The 17,821-nt window shown below is 59.5% G+C and carries 13 protein-coding genes; 10 read left to right on the top strand and 3 right to left on the bottom strand.

The annotated features are described in order from the left end of the window. Nucleotides 1–46: 46 nt before the first annotated feature. The 7 genes from ydiJ (at nt 47) to ACTG1P_RS04440 (ending at nt 9,385) form a co-directional block, all read left to right on the top strand. Nucleotides 47–3,118, top strand: a complete 3,072-nt coding sequence (ydiJ, locus tag ACTG1P_RS04470; protein ID WP_440000596.1) for a D-2-hydroxyglutarate dehydrogenase YdiJ — start codon at nt 47–49, stop codon at nt 3,116–3,118. Then, nucleotides 3,118–3,606, top strand: a complete 489-nt coding sequence (locus ACTG1P_RS04465) for a hypothetical protein (protein WP_440000595.1) — start codon at nt 3,118–3,120, stop codon at nt 3,604–3,606. The genes ydiJ and ACTG1P_RS04465 overlap by 1 nt, the downstream gene beginning before the upstream one ends. A gap of 168 nt (nt 3,607–3,774) precedes the next feature. Further along, complete coding sequence (locus ACTG1P_RS04460) at nt 3,775–4,260, top strand: hotdog fold thioesterase (RefSeq protein WP_440000594.1); 486 nt, start codon at nt 3,775–3,777, stop codon at nt 4,258–4,260. 156 nt (nt 4,261–4,416) lie between these two features. Next, nucleotides 4,417–6,318: a DEAD/DEAH box helicase gene (locus tag ACTG1P_RS04455; protein ID WP_047438936.1), complete on the top strand. Its 1,902-nt coding sequence runs from the start codon at nt 4,417–4,419 to the stop codon at nt 6,316–6,318. 178 nt (nt 6,319–6,496) lie between these two features. Continuing rightward, nucleotides 6,497–6,661, top strand: coding sequence for a hypothetical protein (locus ACTG1P_RS04450; protein ID WP_440000593.1), 165 nt, complete (start codon nt 6,497–6,499; stop codon nt 6,659–6,661). A gap of 323 nt (nt 6,662–6,984) precedes the next feature. Next, nucleotides 6,985–7,467 carry a molybdopterin-dependent oxidoreductase gene (locus ACTG1P_RS04445; protein WP_103251610.1) on the top strand — a complete coding sequence of 161 codons (483 nt, stop codon included), beginning with the start codon at nt 6,985–6,987 and terminating at the stop codon, nt 7,465–7,467. Nucleotide 7,468: 1 nt separating this feature from the next. After that, nucleotides 7,469–9,385, top strand: a complete 1,917-nt coding sequence (locus tag ACTG1P_RS04440) for a putative bifunctional diguanylate cyclase/phosphodiesterase (protein WP_440000592.1) — start codon at nt 7,469–7,471, stop codon at nt 9,383–9,385. Between the two features lie 134 nt (nt 9,386–9,519). Here the strand turns inward: ACTG1P_RS04440 and ACTG1P_RS04435 are convergent, their stop codons facing one another. From ACTG1P_RS04435 to ACTG1P_RS04425, 3 genes are all read right to left on the bottom strand, one after another. Next, nucleotides 9,520–10,842, bottom strand: coding sequence for a Na+/H+ antiporter family protein (locus ACTG1P_RS04435; RefSeq protein WP_005361308.1), 1,323 nt, complete (start codon nt 10,840–10,842; stop codon nt 9,520–9,522). A gap of 273 nt (nt 10,843–11,115) precedes the next feature. Then, nucleotides 11,116–11,793 carry a ribonuclease T gene (rnt, locus tag ACTG1P_RS04430; RefSeq protein WP_005333780.1) on the bottom strand — a complete coding sequence of 226 codons (678 nt, stop codon included), beginning with the start codon at nt 11,791–11,793 and terminating at the stop codon, nt 11,116–11,118. Nucleotides 11,794–11,892: 99 nt separating this feature from the next. Then, entirely contained in the window at nt 11,893–12,636 is a 744-nt protein-coding gene (locus ACTG1P_RS04425) for a phosphatase PAP2 family protein (RefSeq protein ID WP_440000591.1), read from the bottom strand. Between the two features lie 247 nt (nt 12,637–12,883). Between ACTG1P_RS04425 and ACTG1P_RS04420 the strand changes: the two genes are divergently transcribed. The 3 genes from ACTG1P_RS04420 (at nt 12,884) to ACTG1P_RS04410 (ending at nt 17,691) form a co-directional block, all read left to right on the top strand. Continuing rightward, nucleotides 12,884–14,005 carry a 4-phosphoerythronate dehydrogenase gene (locus tag ACTG1P_RS04420; protein ID WP_440000590.1) on the top strand — a complete coding sequence of 374 codons (1,122 nt, stop codon included), beginning with the start codon at nt 12,884–12,886 and terminating at the stop codon, nt 14,003–14,005. A 193-nt stretch (nt 14,006–14,198) separates the two neighbouring features. Further along, a complete protein-coding gene (locus ACTG1P_RS04415; RefSeq protein ID WP_040066449.1) occupies nt 14,199–15,215 on the top strand; it encodes an aspartate-semialdehyde dehydrogenase in 1,017 nt (338 codons plus the stop codon). 271 nt (nt 15,216–15,486) lie between these two features. Then, nucleotides 15,487–17,691: a FimV/HubP family polar landmark protein gene (locus tag ACTG1P_RS04410; protein WP_429144062.1), complete on the top strand. Its 2,205-nt coding sequence runs from the start codon at nt 15,487–15,489 to the stop codon at nt 17,689–17,691. Nucleotides 17,692–17,821 lie beyond the last annotated feature (130 nt).

Genomic DNA, 17,821 nt, shown 5'->3' with positions numbered 1-17,821 from the left:
TGTCGCCGGCGTGCCGGCATCAAGCAAAGGATGGGAACAAGGATTCATGATCCCGAGACTCGATTACCAGGACAGTTTGTCACCCACAACCCTGCAGTTTCTTGAGTTGCTAGAGCGCAGCGCATTTCGTGGTGATATCGAAAAGTCTTATGCAAGCCGGTTGGCGATGGCGACGGATAACAGCGTCTATCAGGTAGTACCTCAGGCGGTTCTCTATCCGCGCAGTGCGGACGACATAGCAGCAATGCTCAAGCTGGCCGCAGAGCCGGCGTTCGCCTCCCTGAGTTTTTTCCCTCGTGGTGGCGGTACCGGCACCAATGGCCAGTCATTGGGCGGCGGCATTATCGTCGATCTCTCCCGTTATATGAACCAGATCATGGAAATTAATCTGGAGGAGGGGTGGGTGCGCGCCCAGGCCGGGGTGGTGAAAGACCAGCTCAACGCCTATCTCAAGCCCCACGGCTACTTCTTCTCGCCGGATCTCTCCACCTCCAACCGCGCCACCTTAGGCGGCATGATCAACACCGACGCCTCGGGGCAGGGGTCGCTGGTCTACGGCAAAACCTCGGATCACGTGCTGGGGCTCAAAGCGGTACTGGAGAATGGCGACATCATGGCCACCGAGCCACTGACCGGTGAGCGACTGGCCGACAAGCTGGCGTTGGAGAATCGGGAAGGGGAGATCTATCGCACCCTCTATCGTATCGGCAAGGAGCGCCGCGCCGACATCGAGGCGACCTTCCCCAAGCTAAACCGCTTTCTGACCGGCTACGATCTCAAGCACCTCTATCAACCCGATACTGACACGCTTGATGTGAGCCGGGTGTTGTGCGGATCTGAAGGGTCTCTCGGCTTTATCACCGAAGCCAAACTCAACATCACCCCCATCCCGCGCTACCGCACCCTGGTCAACGTCAAGTACGACAGCTTCCCCTCCGCCCTGCGCAATGCCCCCTTTATGGTTGAGGCCCAAGCGCTGTCGGTGGAGACGGTGGACTCCCGGGTGCTCGGGCTGGCCCGCGCCGACATCATCTGGCATTCGGTCAAAGAACTCATTCAGGATGTGCCCGGCAAGGATCTGCAGGGACTCAATATTGTCGAGTTTGCCGATACCGACGAGGTAGAACACAAGGCCAAGGTGGCAGAGCTCTGCCGCCGTATCGACGCGCTGCTGGCCAAGGGCGAGGCGGGGATCATCGGCTATCAGGTGTGTGACCACTTGCCGAGCATCGAGACCATCTACACCATGCGCAAGAAGTCGGTGGGGCTACTGGGCAACGCCGAAGGGCGCAAGAAGCCGGTGGCCTTCACCGAAGATACCGCCGTGCCGCCTGAGTCACTGGCAGATTTCATCATGGAGTTTCGCGCCCTGCTGGATGCCCACGGCCTCGACTACGGCATGTTCGGCCACGTCGATGCCGGTGTGCTGCACGTGCGCCCGGCGCTGGATTTGTGCGATCCCGAGCAGGAGGTGCTGCTGCGCCGCATCTCCGATCAGGTGGTGGCCCTCACCGCCAAATATGGCGGCTTGATGTGGGGGGAGCACGGCAAGGGCTTTCGTTCCGAATACAGCCCCGCCTTCTTTGGCGAGCTGTGGGAAGAGCTGCAGCGGGTCAAGGGGGCGTTCGACCCGACCAACCGCATCAACCCGGGCAAGATCTGTATCCCCTACGGTAGCGGCGCCGAGCTGGTGTCGGTGGATGGGCCCAAGCGCGGCAAGTATGACCGCCAGATCCCGCTCGCGGTGCGCTCCAGCTACACCCGCGCCATGGATTGCAACGGCAATGGTCTGTGCTTCACCTTCGAGACCGACTCCCCCATGTGCCCCTCGGTCAAGATCAGCCGTGATCGTCGCCACTCCCCCAAGGGGCGGGCGGGCCTGATGCGTGAATGGTTGCGTCAGCTGGCGGAGCAGGGCTTTGACCCGCTGGCGGAAGAGGTTGCGCTGCAATCCGGTGGTGTGCGCTTCAAACAGCTGGTGGACAAGGTGCGCAACAGCTGGGCCAAACAGCGCGGCGAGTATGACTTCTCCCACGAGGTGATGGAGGCGATGGCGGGCTGTCTGGCCTGCAAGGCGTGCACCAGCCAGTGCCCGATCAAGGTGGATGTGCCCGATTTTCGCGCCCGCTTTATGCAGCTCTATCACGGCCGCTACCTGCGCGCCCCCAAGGATTATTTCGTCGGCACGGTGGAGAGCTATGCACCGCTGCTTGCCAAGGCGCCGAAGCTGGTCAACTTCTTCCTCGAAAAAGAGTGGGCCCAGAAGGCGACCGAGAAGAGTATCGGCATGGTCGATGTGCCGCTACTCTCGGTGCCGACCTTGGCCGAGAGCCTGCATGACAACCGCGCCCGCTATTTTGATCTGCCGGGACTGGAGCGGATGAGTGCCGAGCAGCGCAAGCAGGTAGTGCTCATCGTGCAGGATCCCTTCACCAGCTATTACGATGCCCCCGTGGTGCACGACCTGGTGAAACTCGCCAGCAAGCTCGGCTTCCAGCCCTACCTGCTGCCCTTTAAACCCAATGGTAAACCCCAGCATATCAAGGGGTTCCTGCGCGCCTTTGCCCGCACCGCCGCCAACAGCGCCCAGTTCCTCAACAAGGTGGCGGCGCTTGGCATTCCCATGGTGGGGGTGGATCCGGCCATGGTGCTCTGTTATCGCGACGAGTACGCCAAGGCGCTGGGGTCGGCCCGCGGTGATTTTCAGGTGCTGTTGCCGCAGGAGTGGCTGCTCTCGCTGCCGGTAGATCAGTTGCCTGTCAGCACTGACAAGACCAAGAGCGAGGAGGGGGGGGAGCCCTGGTATCTGTTTGCCCACTGCACCGAGAAGACTGCCAAGCCCTCCACTCACGGTGACTGGAGCACCCTGTTTGGCCGCTTCGGGGCAAGCTTGCAGCCGGTCTCTGTGGGTTGCTGCGGTATGGCGGGCACCTATGGTCACGACGTCAAACAGGTGGAGAACTCCAAGGGCATCTATGGATTGAGCTGGGCCGACCCGCTCGCTCGTCTACCCAAAGCGCGCTGTCTGGCGACCGGCTATTCGTGCCGCAGTCAGGTCAAGCGGATGGAGGGGGAAAAGCTCAAACATCCATTGCAAGCCCTGCTGGAGCTGCTCTGATGCTGACGTTTCCCAAGCGGTTTCGGGTGCCGAAGGCCTATCGGCACCCGCGTTTCTTGCTGTTACCCGCCACTCCCGCTCAGGCGGTAGTGGAGTTCGTCGCCATGTTGCGCGAGCGTGAGCAGCTTCATCAGCTGTTTCGCCCGAACGATCTCTGGCCCTCGGCCAACTTCAGCCTGAGCCAGCACGAAGGGGATCTGGAGTGGCAGCAGTCGGAGTTTCTGGCCAAGCGCTCCTTTGCCTATGGCCTCTGGAGCCCGGATCGGGAGCCGCAATTTTGGGGCGGGGTTTATCTTTACCCCTCGGTACTGCCAGAGGTAGCGGTGGAGCTCTTCTTCTGGAAGGTGGCCGAGGCGCCTATCACGGATGATGAGCTGGAGATTCAGCTGCGCGAGTGGCTCGCCAGGGTGTGGCAGTGGTCAGAGCCCCGCTTGCCGGGTCGGGAGATTCCCTGGGCCGAGTGGCCCGGCGTTACCTACCCCTGGTGACATCCAGCCTAAGGGCATGATTGTGTAACACGTAGCTCCGGGTCGGGGCTGCGTTGTTACCACGTCACCCGGTAACCAACAACTCATATAACCGAACCATTTTGCCGATGGAGGGCGTTTCATCCATATCGGTACGCATTCATCGCTTACATAAGGAGTCTGCTCGCAATGAGTCACGATATTGCGCCCATCTGGCGTAAACCCATGAGTCTGGAGGGGCTCAACGCCACCTCTGGCAACACCCTGATGGCCCATCTCGATATCGTCTACACCGACTTTGGCCCCGACTGGCTGGAGGCCACCATGCCGGTGGATCACCGTACTCACCAGCCCCTTGGCATGCTGCACGGTGGTGCCTCTGTGGTGTTGGCGGAGACGCTGGGATCGCTCGCGGCCAACATGGCGGTCGGGCCTGACAGTTATTGTGTGGGTCTGGAGGTGAACGCCAACCATCTGCGAGCCAAGCGGGAAGGGGTGGTAACGGGGCGCTGCTCGCCACTGCATCTGGGGGCGACGACTCAGGTGTGGCAGATAGAAATTCGCGATGAACGTGGTCGTTTATTGTGCACCAGCCGGTTGACCATGGCGGTGCTCAAGCACAAGCGGGGCAAGGACTCCGGAGAGGAACGATCTGCAATAACGCATCATGAGTGAAAAATAAGCAAGCTTAACTCGCAAGATCCCTCTATAATTGCCAACGTCTTGAGAGGCTTATCACATTTTTCAAGACAGCAGAACAAAGTGGCGCTATAATCGCCGCCTTTTTGCTATTCCGCGGTGTTAGCCGCCTGCCTTAATCTGGAAGAATCTATGTCTGATACCGAACAACTGCCCCTTTTTAGTGAGCTTGGACTGGCCGCGCCTGTATTGAAAGCGCTGCAGGACGTGGGCTATGAGCGCCCGTCCCCCATCCAGGCCGCAGCAATTCCCCACCTGATGGCGGGCCACGATCTGCTGGGGCAGGCGCAAACCGGTACAGGGAAGACCGCTGCTTTTGCCTTGCCTCTGTTGTCTCGTCTGGAAGCTGGTAACCGCAACACCCAGATCCTGGTGCTGGCGCCGACTCGCGAACTGGCTCTGCAGGTGGCTGAAGCGTGCCAACGCTATGCCCACCACATGCCTGATTTCCACGTGCTGCCCATCTACGGTGGTGCCTCCTACGAAACCCAGACCCGCGCTCTGCGTCGCGGTGCTCAGGTTGTCGTCGGTACTCCGGGCCGCGTGATGGACCTGATCCGTCGCAAGAACCTGGATCTCTCCGGTCTGAAAGCTCTGGTGCTGGACGAAGCGGACGAAATGTTGCGTATGGGCTTCATCGACGACGTGGACTGGATCATGGAGCAGTGCCCGAGCACTCGTCAGGTTGCCCTGTTCTCTGCCACCATGCCGGAGCAGATCCGTCGCGTGGCCCAGAAGCACCTGAAGCAGCCCAAAGAGATCAAGATCGCCTCCAAGACTGCTACTGCTACCACTATTCGCCAGCGTTACTGGCAGGTAACCGGTCTGCACAAGCTGGACGCCATGACCCGTCTGCTGGAAGTGGAATCCTACGAAGCCCTGCTGGTATTCGTACGTACCAAGAATGCAGCCGAAGAGCTGGCTGGCAAGCTGGCCGCCCGTGGTCACGCCTGTGAAGCGCTGCACGGCGACATCCCGCAGAAATTGCGTGAGCGTACCGTCGACAAACTGCGTCAAGGCCAGCTGGATATCCTGATCGCCACCGACGTTGTCGCCCGTGGTCTGGACGTTGAGCGCATCACTCACGTAGTGAACTACGACATTCCGTACGACACCGAATCTTACGTTCACCGTATCGGTCGTACCGGTCGTGCCGGTCGTAAAGGTGAAGCAATTCTGTTCGTCGCTCCCCGCGAGCGCCGCATGCTGCGCGCCATCGAGCACGCAACTCGTCAGGCCATCGAGCCGATGAAGATGCCAAGCACCGAGGACATCAACCAGCATCGTCTGGCCAAGTTCAAAGAGCGCATCCGCGAAACCATGATGGGTGAAGAGCTCGAGATCTACCACAACCTGGTAAACGAGCTGATCGAAGAGGATTCTGCCGATCCGCTGGAGCTGGCTGCCGCACTGGCCAAGCTGGTACAGGGTGACCAACCGCTGCTGCTGGATGACTCCATTCCGGATCCGCTGTTCAACAACAGCAACGATCGTGGTGGCTTCGAGCGCCGTGACTTCAACGACCGTGGCGGTCGTGATTTCGGTGACCGTGGTGATCGTCCTGCCCGTCGCATGCCGTCCCTGGAGCCGCGTCCGCTGAAAGACAACCCGGACGTGGAGATGGAGCGCTATCGCGTAGACGTGGGTGCCCATCACGGTGTCAAGCCGGGCCAGATCGTAGGCGCCATCGCCAACGAAGCGAACATCGAGAGCCGCTTCATCGGCAACATCGACATCGCCGATGACTTCTCCACCGTCGATCTGCCGAAAGGCATGACCGCCGATGTACTGGAAGTGATCAAGAAAGCCCGTGTTTGCCAGCGTCCGCTGCAAATCACCCGCTACACCGAAGTGCCAGCCGGTGGCAACACCAGCAGCCGTCCGCCGCGTGGTGATCGTCCGTTCCGTGGTGACCGTCCTTTCAACAAGGATCGCCGTCCCCAGGGTGACCGTCCGTTCAACAAGAGCGGGGAGCGCCGTGAAGGTGGCTTCAACAAAGATCGCAAATTCGGTGGCAAGCGTCGCGAAAGCTGATTGCTGATCCCGTTATGAAGAAGGCCGCTCATTGAGCGGCCTTTTTTGTATCTGCGATAGGGACTGCACCGTCAATTTGCCTGTGTGGGGGTCATATTTCTGTTCCACAACCCAGGTCGTGAGCCAAAGGGGCATGAATATTTTCCGATGCAGTTGTGACATTCGGAGCCAGGATGCCATGCTTTTGGTGGCATTCGGGTACAGCCTGATGCTGGTTGCCTGTTGTGGTGAGCTGGTTGCAGCAACATTGTTTTGCATTGTGACGTTCAACAAGAGCGGGGAGCGCCGTGAAGGTGGCTTCAACAAAGATCGCAAATTCGGTGGCAAGCGTCGCGAAAGCTGATTGCTGATCCCGTTATGAAGAAGGCCGCTCATTGAGCGGCCTTTTTTGTATCTGCGATAGGGACTGCACCGTCAATTTGCCTGTGTGGGGGTCATATTTCTGTTCCACAACCCAGGTCGTGAGCCAAAGGGGCATGAATATTTTCCGATGCAGTTGTGACATTCGGAGCCAGGATGCCATGCTTTTGGTGGCATTCGGGTACAGCCTGATGCTGGTTGCCTGTTGTGGTGAGCTGGTTGCAGCAACATTGTTTTGCATTGTGACTCTGCCGTTGCCATGTGGGTGGGCAGAGTGAAACCAATAGTACGATACGGAGGTCTATCATGGGTGGATGGCTTGGCAGGATGCTGCTGTTATCCGGCTGTCTCGTTTCTGGCATGGTGTTGGCTGATGATCCCTTCCTCAAGATCAAGGGGGATGGCTGTTGCAATGGTAAAGGGGAGGTCGTGTTGACCCGGGCCGAGTTTGAGGCCTTACCTCAGACAGAGGTCAAGACCCAGACCCCCTGGACCGAGGGGGATCACACCTATCGTGGCGTGCTGCTGCGAGATCTGGTCAAGATGTATGGTCTCAAGAGTGGGGAGGTCAAGGCGGTCGCCATCAATGACTACTGGGCGGCTGTGCCGCTGGAAGATGGAGATAAATATGCGGTACTGCTGGCCGAGAAGCAGGATGGCAAGGCGTTGACCCTGCGCAACAAGGGGCCGCTCTGGATCATCTATCCCCTCTCTGATCACCCGGAGCTGAACAAGGAGCTCTATCACAGCCGGATGGTGTGGCAACTGACGGCGATTGAGAGCAAATAAGATGCTGCGCGGCAAGTTTCTGAGCTTGATCCTGATGGTGACTGCCTTTTTGGGGGTCGCCATCTGGTCGGTCTGGAACTATGACCGTGCATTCAATGCAGTGACTCGCTATACCCAGCTCTCCGCCTGGGCGTTGGCGCAGCTGGAGCTGGAAATCCGTGGCTTTGATGAGGCGCTCTCTCTCTATCGCACCGGTTCGACCAGTCAGAAAGAGATGAACAAGCGCTTTGATATTGCCTGGAACCGCCTCAATGTCTTCCTGCACGGTGAAGAGGCAAAGCAGGTTCGAGCTCGCTTTGGTGCTGAACAGGCAGCAGGGAAGATCATGGCTCTGTTCGAGAAGTATGAGCAGGCCGTGGTTAGTGGAGAGCGAGATTCGAAAGAACTTGCTCGTTTTGCCGAGGAGTTGGCTCGGGATCTGGCTGCGATCCGCGATGTGATGGTGAAAAATTTCACCTGCCCATCCGCTATTGCCCAGCGGGAGGTACTCAATTCGTCGCGTATCCAGAACTTCTTCATTCTGGCTTTCTTGATGTTGGCGACCGTGGTGATGCTGCTGATGCTGTTTCGCGAAGTGCGCCACCAGCACTTTCTTGCGTGGAATGATGCGCTAACCCGCTTGCCGAACCGGGCCTCCTTGATCAAACACCTCAAGCAGCTGACGGGACATAAAGGGGGGCGCAGCAGCGTGACCGTCTGTCTGGTGGATCTTGGCCATTTCAGGGAGGTAAATGACAGTCTGGGCTACCAGGTGGGGGATGCATTGCTGACGCAACTGGCCGAGCGGATCCGCGCCGTATCGGTTGCCGGTATCTTTGCCGCCCGCACCGGTAGCGATGAGTTTGCCATCATTATTTCCGGCGTTATGCCCACCTATTTGCGCTTTCCATTTCTGGAGCTGCTGCGTAACGAACTTGCCGGGCTCGCCTTGGCGACTGATCCCGCCCACCGGGTGCGGGTCTTTATGGGGGTCAGCCAGTACGTGCGACCGGTACACACGCCGGAGGAGATGCTGCTGTTTGCCGATATCGCCCTCGACAGTGCCAAGCGCAAGCGGCTGAATCGTTACGTGGTTTTCTCCAGCAGCATGTATCAGCACTATCTGCGTAACCGCCGTTTGTCGACCGAGTTGCGCGAGCTGATCCAGCACCACAGCAATTTGCAGTTGAGCCTCTACTATCAGCCCATTGTCCGTGGTCAAGGTAGGGTGCGACTGGGGGCTGAGGTACTGATCCGCTGGAATCACCCGGAGTACGGGTTTATTCCGCCCCTCGATATCATCTCGCTGGCGGAAGATAACGGGCTGGGGGAGGCGCTCGGGTTATGGATCTTCCGGCGCTTGCAACATGATCTCGCCATTTTCCCGAGCGACTTGATTGAACCGCTGGAGATCTCGATCAACCTCTCGAGTTCCATGTTCACTATGGGGTTGGCATCCCAGCTGGATGAGAACATGAGAGAGGGGCCGCTAAGTCTGCAACAGCTGATCGTCGAGCTGACCGAAACGATTGCTCTGGATGATATCGAGCTGAGCAAGCAGATCATCGATACCCTGCGTCAGATTGGAGTGCGGGTGGCCCTTGATGATTTCGGTACCGGCTGGTCATCGTTTTCCTACTTGCGGGAACTCTATTTCGACAAGCTCAAGATCGACCGCTCATTTATCACGGCCATCGACAATGACACCCGTCAGGCGCTGTTTGTCGAGGCGATCACCAGCCTCTCTCATCAACTCGGTGTGCGGGTGGTGGCGGAAGGGGTGGAAAGCAATGATGAGCTGAAGGCGGTGTTGAGCATAGAGGTGGATGAAATTCAGGGCTATTTCTACTCCAGGCCCTTGCCACTACAGGACTTTCTGCTGTTCTGCCATCGCTACTTTATCAATCGGAGCATCATGCAGGAGGTGGCGCTTGGTTAGCGAGCGGTGCCTTTTCACCGTCACCACAAGCTACCGTGCTGTTGTTCATCTAGCCGAATAAATAAAGAAGGCGACCATCTGGTCGCCTTCTTGTTGTGCATTGTGACGTGCAGATTTCGCAGCCTGAAGGGCTATCAGAGTACCATGGCGGCAATCCAGCCGAAGATCACCAGCGGGATGTTGTAGTGAATGAAGGTGGGCACCACGCTGTCCCAGATATGGTCGTGCTGGCCGTCGGCGTTGAGGCCGGAGGTGGGGCCCAGAGTCGAGTCGGAGGCTGGTGAACCCGCATCCCCCAGCGCGCCAGCGGTACCAACCAGTGCGATGATCGCCATTGGTGAGAAGCCAAGCTGCAGACAGAGCGGCACATAGATGGTGGCGATGATGGGCACGGTGGAGAAGGAAGAACCGATCCCCATGGTGATGAGCAGGCCCACCAGTAGCATCAGGAAGGCGGCGATCCCCTTGTGCTGACCGATGCCGGAGGCGACCACCTGTACCAGAGAGTCGACCCCGTGAGTTGCCTTCATCACGGCGGCAAAACCGGCGGCGGAGATCATGATGAAGCCGATCAGCGACATCATCCGCACCCCCTGCGTGAAGGCATCCTGGCTTTCGCGAAACTTGATGACGCCGCCGCAGGTGAAGATGACAAAACCGGCCAGCGCACCCAGTACGATGCTGTTGGTCATCAGTTGTAGCCCCAGCGCTACGCCAATGGCCAGCAGAGCAACCCAGATGTGGGTGAGGTTGAGCTCGACCGCTTCGGGCTCGGCATCCAGGATCTTGGCCAGATCGTACTGGCGCGGTTTGCGATAGCTGATGAATACCGCAATCAGCAGACCCAGTACCATACCGGCGACCGGAATGGCCATCGCCAGCGGGATCTGGCTGGTGGTGATGGGCACGCCGTTATCGATCAGGTTCTTGGCCAGAATGTTGTTCAGGAAGATGCCGCCAAAGCCGACCGGTAGCACCATGTAGGTGGCGGTCAGACCAAAAGTGATGACACAGGCCACCTGACGACGGTCGATCTGCATTTGCGCCATCACATGCAGCAGCGGCGGGATCAGGATGGGAATAAAGGCGATGTGAACCGGGATCAGGTTCTGGGAGGAGATCGCCACGGCCAGCACGGAAGAGAGCAGCAGGGTTTTGACCCACATGATGCGGGTCGAGCTGGCATCCTTGCCCAACTGGTTGATCACCTTGCGGGCCAGCAGGTCGGTGATCCCGGAGCGGGAGATGGCAACCGCAAAGGCGCCCAGCATGGCGTAGGAGAGGGCAATCTCGGCGCCACCGCCCAGGCCACCGCTGAAGGTGGTGAGGGTATCGGTCAACGACAGCCCACCGACCAGGCCGCCAGCAATGGCCCCCAGCGCCAGCGAGACCACCACATTGATCCGCAGCAGACTGAGCACCAGCATCAGCCCGACTGCGATAACAACTGGATTCATTTGATTTCCTTATAGTTTGTTATTGCTGTCTGTCATGTGAAGGGGAGTTAGTTTGCGAAAAATGTGACAAATGTCGAGTAAAAAATCAGTCAAACCTCTCATATCGCAGCCGCATGTGGCACAAGGTTGCTCAACATGAGGGGTTGTGACCTGTTTGTCTCCGTTCATCGCATGCGCAGCGATTGATAGTCACATTGATGGCTATTTCCGGTGCACCGTGCAATCAATCATTTCCCCAAAAAGCGAAGGCTGCCAGTGGCAGCCTTCGTCCGTTTATTCTTGCCCCTCATCATCAGCAGGGGCATCGGTTGTGTCATCATCCGGATGCGCTGGCGGCCAGCCCCCCATGCTCTTCCAGCGGTTGACGATATGACAGAACAGCTCTGTGGTGCGTTCTGTGTCATAGAGGGCAGAGTGCGCCTCTTTATTGTCAAACGGGATGCGGGCGCTCTGGCACGCTTTGGCCAGCACGGTCTGACCCAGCGCCAATCCGGAGAGAGCTGCGGTGTCGAAGGTGGCGAACGGGTGGAACGGATTGCGCTTGAGGCCAGCGCGCTCGGCGGCAGCCATCACGAAGCCGTGATCGAAGGTGGCGTTGTGGGCCACTATGATGGCGCGGCCGCAATCCTGCTCCTTCATCCCCTTGCGGATCCCCTTGAAGATCTCGGTCAGCGCCTCTTTTTCCGAGACAGCGCCACGCAACGGGTTGTAGGGGTCGATGCCGGTGAACTCCAGCGCAGCCTTTTCCAGGTTGGCCCCTTCGAAAGGCTCGACATGAAAGTGGAATACCTGATCGGGAACGAGCCAGCCCTGCTCATCCATTTTCAGGGTGTAAGCCGCGATTTCGAGCAGGGCATCGGTCTTGGCGTTGAACCCGGCTGTTTCAACATCGATGACGACGGGGTAAAAACCACGGAAACGGCCCTTTAGGGTATGAACTGCGTCGGTCATGGGATCTCGGTCGGGATAAAATGAGGCGGCATTATGGCAAAAAAGCACAGGCTTGTCCTCCCATCCCACGCAGTCGGCCGCGCCAAGATGGCGCCGGATTCAATATCTGTGCAGCCACCAGCGGGCGGCAATCAGCGCTGTGAGCGACCCCAGCAGGGCGCTGGCCAGCACATCCACCGGCCAGTGCATTCCCATTACCATGCGTGACAGACCAATCCCCAGCGCCCACAACGGTAGCAGCCAGACGCCCGTGGGGGCGCGGGCAAGCCAGATAAGGCCAAAAAATTGGGCCAGGCTGATGGCGGCGATGCTGTGGCCAGAGGGGAAGGCGTAGTTTACCTCGGCCTGCCAGTGGTGGCCGAGCCACTCTGGCAGGGCCAGCAACTGGCTGGCGGCGTGAACCTGTTCACTGCGCACATCGACGCTACTGGCGTAGAAGCTCTTGATGGTCGGGATCAGCGCCTGACTCTCAAGCCAGAGCAGATAGGGTCTGGGCTCTTCGGTCAGGTGCTTGATAAGGCTTTTCATCACCCAGTCGCTGGCAAGCAGAGCCGCCAGCGCGCATCCCAGCGCAACGAAGGGCGCGAGATCCAGTTTGAGTTTGTAGCGGGTCAGCAACAGCAGGAGGGCGCCACTGACCCCGATCCCGGGAAAATCGACCATGCGGGTAAGGGCATATGACCACCATAGCCAGCCTGATTGCAGGGAGCCGGTCAGAAAAGGCTGCCAGGGCAGGGTGGCGAGCAGTAACAGGGGCAGGATCAACAGGGCTGTGAAGCCAAGCACCTGGCTGCGGGTGAGTGAGGCGGTTGACGTTGGGAGCGACGAAGCGTGTGGCGGCATGGTGGGTATGGGCGATCGCGAAAAAGGAGGGCATTGTGCCACCGTGATATGCCCGGACAAAGCCGAGCAGCACGTTTGTTACCTCTGCTTACACATTTGTGGCGACATCCTCTGTTTGAGCGGGCGGATGGAGCGGCTGCCGCGCAATGTGGCCCCGTTTCGCGCCGGATTGCATCACAGGCTGAAATCTCGGGCGGCTTTGCGCTAGAATGGCGCCCCCGTGGCGGTTGTGACCAAAGAGAGCCCGATGAAGATAGTCGTTGATGAGAATATGCCCCATGCCGTGGAGCTGTTTGCCGAATTTGGCGAGGTGGTCGCCTTGCCCGGACGGCAGATGCAGGCCTGCGATCTGCTGGATGCCGATGTGCTGCTGGTGCGTTCGGTCACCCGCGTCAACGGCGATTTGCTGGCGACCAGCCCCAAACTCGGGTTTGTCGGCACCGCCACCATAGGCACCGACCATGTGGACAAGGCGTTGCTGGCAAGCCGCAATATTCCCTTCTTCAGCGCCCCCGGTTGCAACAAGTATTCGGTGGGGGATTATGTGCTCTCAGCCCTGCTGGTGCTGGCGGAGCGTTACGAACTCGAGCTCACGGCCATGACTTTGGCGGTGATTGGCGCGGGCAATACCGGCGAGTGTGTGGCGACCAAGGCCCAAGCGCTCGGCATGCGGGTACTGCGCTGCGATCCACCCAAGGCGCGTAATATCCCCGATGCGGGCTTTGTCGATTATCAGACCGCTCTTGGTGCCGATATCGTCAGCTTCCATGTGCCCATTACCCGTGAAGGGCTGGATGCCACTTACCATCTGCTCGATGCCGAACAGATTGCCGCGCGTCCTGCCGGGCAGATCCTGATCAACGCATCCCGTGGCGAGGTGTGGGATAACCGGGCCCTGCTGGCGCGCCAGTTGAGCGATAAGCCGTTGCGACTGGTGATGGATGTGTGGGAGAACGAGCCCGAGCCACTGGCAGCGCTGGTGCCCCATACCGAGATTGCCACCCCCCATATCGCCGGTTACAGCCTGGAGGGGAAGGCCCGCGGTACCTGGATGCTCTATCAGGCACTCTGCCAGCAGCTGGGACGCCAGCCTCGTCAGGATTTGAGTCAGCTGTTGCCTGCCCCCGATGTGCAGGCAGTGGTGCCGGGCCGCGCACCGGATCAGGCGTTGATCAAGCAGCTGGTGCATCTGGTCTATGACGTGCGTCGCGATGATGCCCGTTTCCGGGCCCGACTCGGCTTGTCCGGTAGCTTTGACGAGCAGCGCAAACACTACCCCGAGCGCCGTGAACTATCCTCCCTGCAGGTTGAGGGCGCGTTTGCCGACCAGGCGCTGGGCGAGCTGGGATTTGCGCTGTCACGCCCCTGAATCGGGGACTAGGAGTTGGAAGATAACCGGAAGGGGTGAGCCGTACTGGCTACCTCGACCCGCTTTTTTACTGAGCTGGCGCAGATACTACTGCGCCGGCTCAGCCATATCAGGCAGCGTCATCTCGCCGTGCGGGAGCCTGCCGACCATGGCGCCACCCGGCGCCATTGCAGCATTATCAGAGGAGAACAGAATGAGCCAGCAGTTTAATGTAGCGGTATTGGGTGCCAGCGGCGCCGTGGGTCAGGCGATGATCGAGATCCTGGAAGAGCGCGAATTTCCTGTAGCGACCCTCTATCCGCTGGCTTCCAGCCGCAGTGCCGGTGATACCGTGCGCTTTGGCGGCAAGAACCTCGAGATCCTCGATGTGGAGGAGTTTGACTGGAGCCAGGTGCAGATCGCTCTCTTCTCCGCCGGTGCCGAGGTCTCGGCCAAGTGGGCGCCGATTGCTGCCGAACACGGCTGCATCGTCATCGACAACACCTCCTGCTTCCGTTACGACGAAGATATCCCGCTGGTGATCCCGGAAGTGAACCCGGATGCGCTGGCCGATTTTCGCAATCGCAACATCATCGCCAACCCCAATTGTTCCACCATCCAGATGCTGGTGGCTTTGAAGCCGCTGCACGACGAAGTAGGCATTGCCCGCATCAACGTGGCCACCTATCAATCCGTGTCAGGCTCCGGCAAAGAGGGGGTCAGCGAACTGGCAGGTCAGACAGCTCATCTGCTCAACGGTCGTCCGGTGGAACCGACCCTCTATCCGCAACAGATCGCCTTTAACCTGATCCCGCAGATCGACAGCTTCACCGACAACGGCTACACCCGTGAAGAGATGAAGATGGTGTGGGAAACCCAGAAGATCCTCGGCGATGCCAGCATTGCCGTGAACCCCACCTGCGTGCGGGTGCCGGTCTTCTACGGCCATGCCGAGGCGGTACACGTCGAACTGCACCAGCCGCTCGATGCCGAACAGGTCAAGGATCTGCTGCGCAGTGCGCCGGGTGTGACCCTGTTTGATGACGAAGGGGATTATCCGACCCCGGTGCGTGACGCAACCGGCAAGGATGAGGTGCTGGTGGGGCGGGTGCGACAGGATATTTCTCACCCGAGTGGTATCAATATGTGGATCGTGGCCGATAACGTTCGTAAGGGCGCGGCAACCAACAGTGTACAGATTGCCGAGCTGCTGGTTCGCGACTATCTGTAAGGCTGGTCAGATGCCACAGATGCGCAGCAGGGAGTGCTGCGCATCCGGCCTGTGATCAAACCGGGGTGTGACCCATGCCGCACTCCGCCACTTCAAGATTCTGTTGCGATATCAACTGATTAAGTTTTTTCCTACACTCAGGGTCAAGTTGGGTGCTAAATGTGTCGGACTGCTGGCTTGCCAGGCGAGCCTGATTTATATTGAACCGACTGTTTTGGGGTAACTATCCAGATTTTTCAATGTGATAGGGCCGTCATACGAAGGAACGAATATGGGACATTCCCGCATAACATTGGCAACGCTACTCGCATTGGGTCTGCTGGGCACCGTCCAGGCTGAAGACTCGGCGCGGGAGCCTTTTTTTGTCGAGCTAAAAGGCCCTGACGAACCCGCACCTCCCGCCGTCAATTCCCAGCCGCTGGCGCAGCCGGTCGCCAGACCCGTCGCGCAACCGGTGCGTGCAACCGCCCAACCGGTGGTGCGTCAGGTCACTGCCAATGCCGGTAGCTATGGCCCTGTTCGTCCGACCGATACCCTCTGGAGCCTGGCGAGCAAATATCGCCCCTCCAATCGGGTCAGCGTCTACCAGACCATGGTGGCGATTTACGAGAAAAACCCCCGCAGTTTTGCCGATGGCAATATCAACCACATTCTGGTGGGATCCCGCATTCTGCTGCCGACTGCGGCTGAGGCGAGCGTCATCACTGATGCACAGGCCCGCGCCAAGTTCCGCAGCGACAACGCCAGCTGGAAGGGGTTAAGCCCCAAATATCTGGCTGACAAGCAGGCCCATACCGCCAAGCCGGCTGCCGCCAAACCCGCGAAGGTGGAAGCCGCCAAGACCGAGCCGGTGAAGGCTGCGCCTGCGCCGCTGCCAGTGGCGAAAGCCGCCCCCATTCCAGCCCCGGTGGTGGCACCGCAACCGGCGGCTGAAACCAAAGAAGTGGCCAAGGTGAGCGAGCCTGCGCCGAAAGAGGCGGTAGCACCTGCTCCTAGCGCTGCAGAAGGCACCACCCCGGCGCCTCTGCCTTCCGATCTGGATAAACCGGTGGGCAAACCGGCTACCGAGATGGCGCTGGCACTGGAAGATGCCAATGCCCAGCTCGGCCAGGTGACCGAGATGAATCATAGGCTCAAGCTGCGTCTGCAATCCCTGACCGAAGAGGTGGAGACCCTCAAGGCCCAGTTGCAGGATCAGACCGCGCTGCAAAAAGAGATTGCCGAGCTCAAGGCCCAACCGGTCCCGCCGGTGGCAGCCGAGCCTGAGCCTGAGAAAAACTGGTTGATGGATCTGCTCTCCTCACCGCTCAACCTCGCCATGATCATCCTGCTGCCGGTGCTGCTGGTATTGGCGCTGGTGACCCTGTGGCTGCGTGCCCGTGCCCGCCGCGAACTGGAAGAGCAGGAGAAGAGCCTCTCCGAATCCACCGCCATGATGATGGATCAGGAGCAGAGCGAGTTTGATGATCTGCTGAGCGTCGATGTGACCGACAACGAGCCGGTGCGCCCGGTGCCGGATCTCAACACCCCGGATGGCTTTATGCCGATGGAGCCTGACGAGCCGGCCGCCAAGCCGGATGTCGATCTGGTGTTCAGCGACGAGGGCGAGATGGAGCTGCAGGGCTTTGAGCCCGAGCGGATGGCGGCCCAGCCAGCCAGTCGTGACCCGGATCTTGTGCCGGATCTCGATCTCTCGCTGGATGAGCCCATCGCGCTGGCCAACGAGCCCGCCATGGATCTGGCCAGCGAGTTCAACCCAAAGCCCAAGGCCGCTGACGAGATCATGAGCGAAGAGGAGCTGCAGGCAGCCCTGTTTGCCGAGCTGGATGCGGATCTCTCCGCCGACCTCGAGCCAGATTTGAGCTCCATCGACGAAGTCGGTGCCGCTGACGACGATTTGGCCAGCTTCGATCTCGGCGATTTCGACAATGCCCTCGACGAGCCTGCTGCTGGCAAAGATGATAACGCCATTGATCTCAGTGCCGCAGAGGACACTGAGGAGAGTGCGGATGCCATGCTGGCCGAGCTGGGTCTTGAGCCTGTCAAGGCGAAGGAAGCCGAGCTGGATCTGGAGTGGGATCCCAACGAGCTGGCGCTCTCCGATTTTGAAGATGCGTTCGCCGAGGTGGAGTCTCATCCGGCAGATCTCCAGCCACGTGAGCAGGCACAGGAGAGCGGCTACGTCGAGATCGACAAGCTGCTGGCTGAAGCGGATGCCACCGCGCCGGAGCAGGAGCCGTATCAGGGCTTCTCGCTGGATGTGGGGCTCGATGGCTTCCCCGAGGTGCTGCCGGAATCCACCGGATTTGATGTGGATGCCGACGACGGCGGTGTGGGTGCCAAGCTCGATCTGGCCCGTGCCTACCTCGAGATTGACGACAAGGATAGCGCCCGCGAGCTGCTGCAAGAGGCGGCGGAGCAGGGCAGCGATCACCAGCGTGCCGAAGCCGAGAAGTTGCTCAAGCGGTTGGGCTAAAGCATCTCCCATTACGGGATCAGAAAAACGGGGGCAGCCAGCAGGCTGCCCTCTTCTTTTGGCGATTTGCTATGGGGGGATCATGGCCGCGCAGGCTCTCAATCTGGGCCAATTGCGCGTGTGGTGGGAC

Origin of the sequence: Aeromonas sp. 11P, from assembly GCF_051920165.1 — a bacterium.
GTDB classification, from domain to species: domain Bacteria; phylum Pseudomonadota; class Gammaproteobacteria; order Enterobacterales; family Aeromonadaceae; genus Aeromonas; species Aeromonas veronii.
This window is presented reverse-complemented; position numbering and strand designations above follow the sequence as displayed.

Excerpts from the sequence above, each read along its gene's own strand:
- ydiJ (WP_440000596.1), top strand. The coding sequence starts at position 47 with ATGATCCCGAGACTCGATTACCAGGACAGTTTGTCACCCACAACCCTG.
- ACTG1P_RS04465 (WP_440000595.1), top strand. The coding sequence starts at position 3,118 with ATGCTGACGTTTCCCAAGCGGTTTCGGGTGCCGAAGGCCTATCGGCAC.
- ACTG1P_RS04460 (WP_440000594.1), top strand. The coding sequence starts at position 3,775 with ATGAGTCACGATATTGCGCCCATCTGGCGTAAACCCATGAGTCTGGAG.
- ACTG1P_RS04455 (WP_047438936.1), top strand. The coding sequence starts at position 4,417 with ATGTCTGATACCGAACAACTGCCCCTTTTTAGTGAGCTTGGACTGGCC.
- ACTG1P_RS04450 (WP_440000593.1), top strand. The coding sequence starts at position 6,497 with ATGCTTTTGGTGGCATTCGGGTACAGCCTGATGCTGGTTGCCTGTTGT.
- ACTG1P_RS04445 (WP_103251610.1), top strand. The coding sequence starts at position 6,985 with ATGGGTGGATGGCTTGGCAGGATGCTGCTGTTATCCGGCTGTCTCGTT.
- ACTG1P_RS04440 (WP_440000592.1), top strand. The coding sequence starts at position 7,469 with ATGCTGCGCGGCAAGTTTCTGAGCTTGATCCTGATGGTGACTGCCTTT.
- ACTG1P_RS04435 (WP_005361308.1), bottom strand. The coding sequence starts at position 10,842 with ATGAATCCAGTTGTTATCGCAGTCGGGCTGATGCTGGTGCTCAGTCTG.
- rnt (WP_005333780.1), bottom strand. The coding sequence starts at position 11,793 with ATGACCGACGCAGTTCATACCCTAAAGGGCCGTTTCCGTGGTTTTTAC.
- ACTG1P_RS04425 (WP_440000591.1), bottom strand. The coding sequence starts at position 12,636 with ATGCCGCCACACGCTTCGTCGCTCCCAACGTCAACCGCCTCACTCACC.
- ACTG1P_RS04420 (WP_440000590.1), top strand. The coding sequence starts at position 12,884 with ATGAAGATAGTCGTTGATGAGAATATGCCCCATGCCGTGGAGCTGTTT.
- ACTG1P_RS04415 (WP_040066449.1), top strand. The coding sequence starts at position 14,199 with ATGAGCCAGCAGTTTAATGTAGCGGTATTGGGTGCCAGCGGCGCCGTG.
- ACTG1P_RS04410 (WP_429144062.1), top strand. The coding sequence starts at position 15,487 with ATGGGACATTCCCGCATAACATTGGCAACGCTACTCGCATTGGGTCTG.